This is a genomic window from Vibrio sp. V42_P2S4T144, assembly GCF_009904715.1.
Lineage (GTDB): Bacteria > Pseudomonadota > Gammaproteobacteria > Enterobacterales > Vibrionaceae > Vibrio > Vibrio alginolyticus.
In genome coordinates, this window is the sequence record NZ_WXWS01000609.1 from 1 (window position 1) to 3,250 (window position 3,250).

At 42.0% G+C, this 3,250-nt stretch carries 5 protein-coding genes and 2 tRNA genes; 3 read left to right on the top strand and 4 right to left on the bottom strand.

Annotated elements, in window-relative coordinates:
• Positions 1–140: 140 nt before the first annotated feature.
• The 3 genes from CAG68_RS22440 (at position 141) to CAG68_RS19940 (ending at position 1,439) form a co-directional block, all read left to right on the top strand.
• A complete protein-coding gene (locus CAG68_RS22440) occupies positions 141–275 on the top strand; it encodes a VOC family protein (RefSeq protein WP_237667905.1) in 135 nt (44 codons plus the stop codon).
• Between the two features lie 165 nt (positions 276–440).
• The gene (locus CAG68_RS19935; protein WP_005377828.1) at positions 441–1,079 is read left to right on the top strand and encodes a DJ-1/PfpI family protein; all 639 of its coding nucleotides are present in this window, start codon (positions 441–443) and stop codon (positions 1,077–1,079) included.
• A 129-nt stretch (positions 1,080–1,208) separates the two neighbouring features.
• Positions 1,209–1,439: a hypothetical protein gene (locus tag CAG68_RS19940; RefSeq protein WP_005377829.1), complete on the top strand. Its 231-nt coding sequence runs from the start codon at positions 1,209–1,211 to the stop codon at positions 1,437–1,439.
• Between the two features lie 258 nt (positions 1,440–1,697).
• Here CAG68_RS19940 and CAG68_RS19945 read toward each other — a convergent pair.
• The 4 genes from CAG68_RS19945 to CAG68_RS19960 form a co-directional block, all read right to left on the bottom strand.
• Positions 1,698–1,774 (bottom strand) — tRNA-Val (locus tag CAG68_RS19945).
• A 33-nt stretch (positions 1,775–1,807) separates the two neighbouring features.
• Positions 1,808–1,884 (bottom strand) — tRNA-Val (locus tag CAG68_RS19950).
• A gap of 179 nt (positions 1,885–2,063) precedes the next feature.
• Positions 2,064–2,402 carry a hypothetical protein gene (locus tag CAG68_RS19955; RefSeq protein ID WP_053350401.1) on the bottom strand — a complete coding sequence of 113 codons (339 nt, stop codon included), beginning with the start codon at positions 2,400–2,402 and terminating at the stop codon, positions 2,064–2,066.
• 119 nt (positions 2,403–2,521) lie between these two features.
• On the bottom strand, positions 2,522–3,181 hold the full coding sequence (locus tag CAG68_RS19960; RefSeq protein ID WP_005377831.1) for a DUF2726 domain-containing protein: 660 nt from the start codon (positions 3,179–3,181) through the stop codon (positions 2,522–2,524).
• Positions 3,182–3,250 lie beyond the last annotated feature (69 nt).

Consider the following 3,250-nt stretch of genomic DNA (forward strand, 5'->3'; position numbering starts at 1 on the left):
AAAATATTTGTAAGTGGTGGGTACACCATGCTCAACCTATCGGCAGCTAAGCTGATGCCGCCCCTCGATTTGACAGAAAAACGAATATTGGTTTGAATCACTTAGCTTTACTCGTAGAGACTGAGAAGCAACTCTATGAGTTGAGTGATCAATTTATGGCGTCGGGAATCGAAATTGAGTTTGGTCCCGAGCTTGTTAAAACAGGACCCGCAAAACATTTAATGTGTTACGACCCAAGTGGTATTAGGGTTGAGTTTTTCTGGGCGGGCTCATAAAACAAACATAACAAAGTTTTATAATAGGGATTTGGTACACATGGCATTGTTAGTTTGCACCGCCTTTGGTGTTTAAGGTGCTCAGCAGAAGCTTGCGTATTGAATGCCCCTCCCCTCCTACTACACATTTTGCGACTTACGAGTAAGTCCAAAAGGATAAATGTTATGTATAAAATCGGCGTTGTTTTATTTGATGATTTCACGGATGTCGATTTCTTTCTTATGTATGACTTGCTAGGGCGCACAACCGACAGTTGGACAGTAAGTATACTTGGAACTAAATCTGAACACCATTCCCACCTCGGTATGAAAGTTAAAACAGACGGACACCTTTCTGAGGTGACGAATCAAGATGTCGTTCTTATTACAAGCGGCAAACGGGGTATTCCAGCCGCTTTAAAAGATGCTGAATTTATGTCAGCGTTGAATCTTGATCCAAATAGGCAGCTAATAGGTTCGATTTGTGCGGGATCATTCATCCTCCATGAACTCGGTTTACTAGAAGGCAAGCGATTAACAACAAACCCAGATGCAAAGGCTGTTCTACAAAGTATGGGAGGAGATGTTCAGGATCTGCCTCTCGTTATAGACGGTAATGTAGCGACGGCCGGTGGCTGCCTTTCACTGATGTATCTAATTGGTTGGTTAACAGAGCGGCTATTTGACTCAAACAAACGAAAAGCTATACAAAATCAATTGATACCTGCTGGGCAATTAGAGCTGTTTGAAGAGCTTATTGCCACAACTATTCAATCAGCAGAGTTAGCAAGCTCGGATAACAAGGCGTTAAATAATCATTCATAACATGTGGTGTTTTACATTACGTTAGTTTTAGTGTTTAGGGTAAGTCACACACCAGTCTTGTGTGACTTACCCTTGAACATAACGCCACTTGGGGAAATTAACTTACAGGGAGTAAATCAATTGGTAAAAATGTACGGTTCTGAAGAGACAAGAGCGTTTTGCTGTAATTGTAAAGAAGTAACGCTACATCGGTACGAAAGCTTCTCTAAAGCACAGGAAAAGACCGAGAAAAAAGCTAAAGGTTTCTTCTCTGGTCTATTTGCAGCAATAATTGGCTCATTAATGGAAGGCGAAGCGACTGGTGACTACAAATGTACAATATGCGGCACTAATCTTCACACGCCAGATAATTTAGATTAGTAGTCAGTGTCTCTAGTGCCACAGCAAGTGGCACGCAACACAATTTATAGACGGCTCTAGTGGGTTTGAAGCGTATGCACCTTATGCATTGGCATTTAGGGTTTTGAGGTTGTGTTGCGGATCAGGTAGTGCGCTTTTATCTTTAACAAGGGGCTAACGCAGAGCAAAAACAAGGACAAGAAAAGAAGTAGTTTTATTTGAGTATTAATGAATTACAGACACAAAAAAGCCCACCAAAAGGTGGGCTTTTCTAAAATTTGGTGGGTCCGGGCGAACTCGAATCGCCGACCCCTACCATGTCAAGGTAGTACTCTAACCAACTGAGCTACGGACCCAAATTTTTATGTTCCTAACCATTCAATTCAGAATGGTGCGTCCGAGTGGACTCGAACCACCGACCCCCGCCATGTCAAGGCGATACTCTAACCAGCTGAGCTACGGACGCATTTCTCTGGAACGACGAGGATATTAGCTATAAGCGAACGACGGTGCAAGCACAAATTTACCAACTTTGAACCGTTTGGCGAAAATGTAAACTCAACACGCGTTTTCAGATGATTTTATCGACAAGGACTGAGCCTGCAGGGTTTAAAAGTGTGATCTATATAACTTTTATTATCTCACTTAATTGTCGTAAGGCACTTCACTGAGCATCCAAATCTGTAAGGTTTGCGATACCTTAGGGCAAGTGCCGAACAAAATCTGATATTTAGGTTTAAATGGTTCGCCGATATAGGTTGTACGAATCAACTCTCCTGTTTTGACGTCCACTTGAGTGCTCACCCTGCCTTTGAAGTTTTGAAATATGACAAACTGCTCACTGTGGTAAATCATTTGCTCTCGGTAAAACAAGAAATGATCTTGGGGTGTCTCTGTCAATTCACACTCCAGTGGTTTCAAATTAGGTATCGCACTAACATTAGATGCGATGAACAATGCTGACAAAATCCATCCGTATCGCATATGGCTGCCCTATTCTGCACTCTTTTTCAAAGTATAGGTCTTGCCTTGAGGACAGATACAAAAAAGGCTTTGATCATCTCTAATCAAAGCCCCTTATTTCTGCAGGTTAATTGTCGTGTTTAGTCGTCCGCCTCAAACACAACGTTATAATTTTCGGTGTATGTACAATTCGGCTGACGGCTACAAGTAAAGAAACGTCTCCCTTTGAACTCACCTTGGCTTGCGGTTTTAATGATCATCGGACTGCCGCATTTTTTGCAAAAGCGCACTTCTTTATCGGGCTCAATCAAATCAATGTGTGCCGCAAGCAAACGACGTAATCGCCCAACTTGATAACTGTGCTTTATCGAAGCGCCGATTAAAGGCAGGTTGGCCGTCTTACAAACATGAATCAATAACTTTTGTCTTTCTATCTTACCCTTGTTTAGCTCCTGCCCATTATCCAATTCAACGATAACGCGCGGCTCTAGTGTCCTTGGGTCACAAATAACGTAATCAAAATAGCTTCGAGATATACGATTGTTCGCGACAAAAAACTGCTTCTTATTTTTGATTTCTTTTGGCGTAACCAAACTGGACATGTTTACTTTCGCGAATACTACGGCATGCTCCCCGACCGCCGCTCTTAACGCATTATAGAACGCACCCTCTTGACCTCTGAGCAGAGGGCCTTTCGAGCGATAAGGATAATCACGCGTGTCATCGTGCTTAATCACGTACTTTTGAATAACAAAGAAGAATAAAACCAGAAGAACAACAATGATAAAAATGTTGGTCATAAATAAAGTGCATCCAAAACAACTCGTTGCTCAAAGCGTAAATGGAAATGTTATGCAGAGCAACAAAAC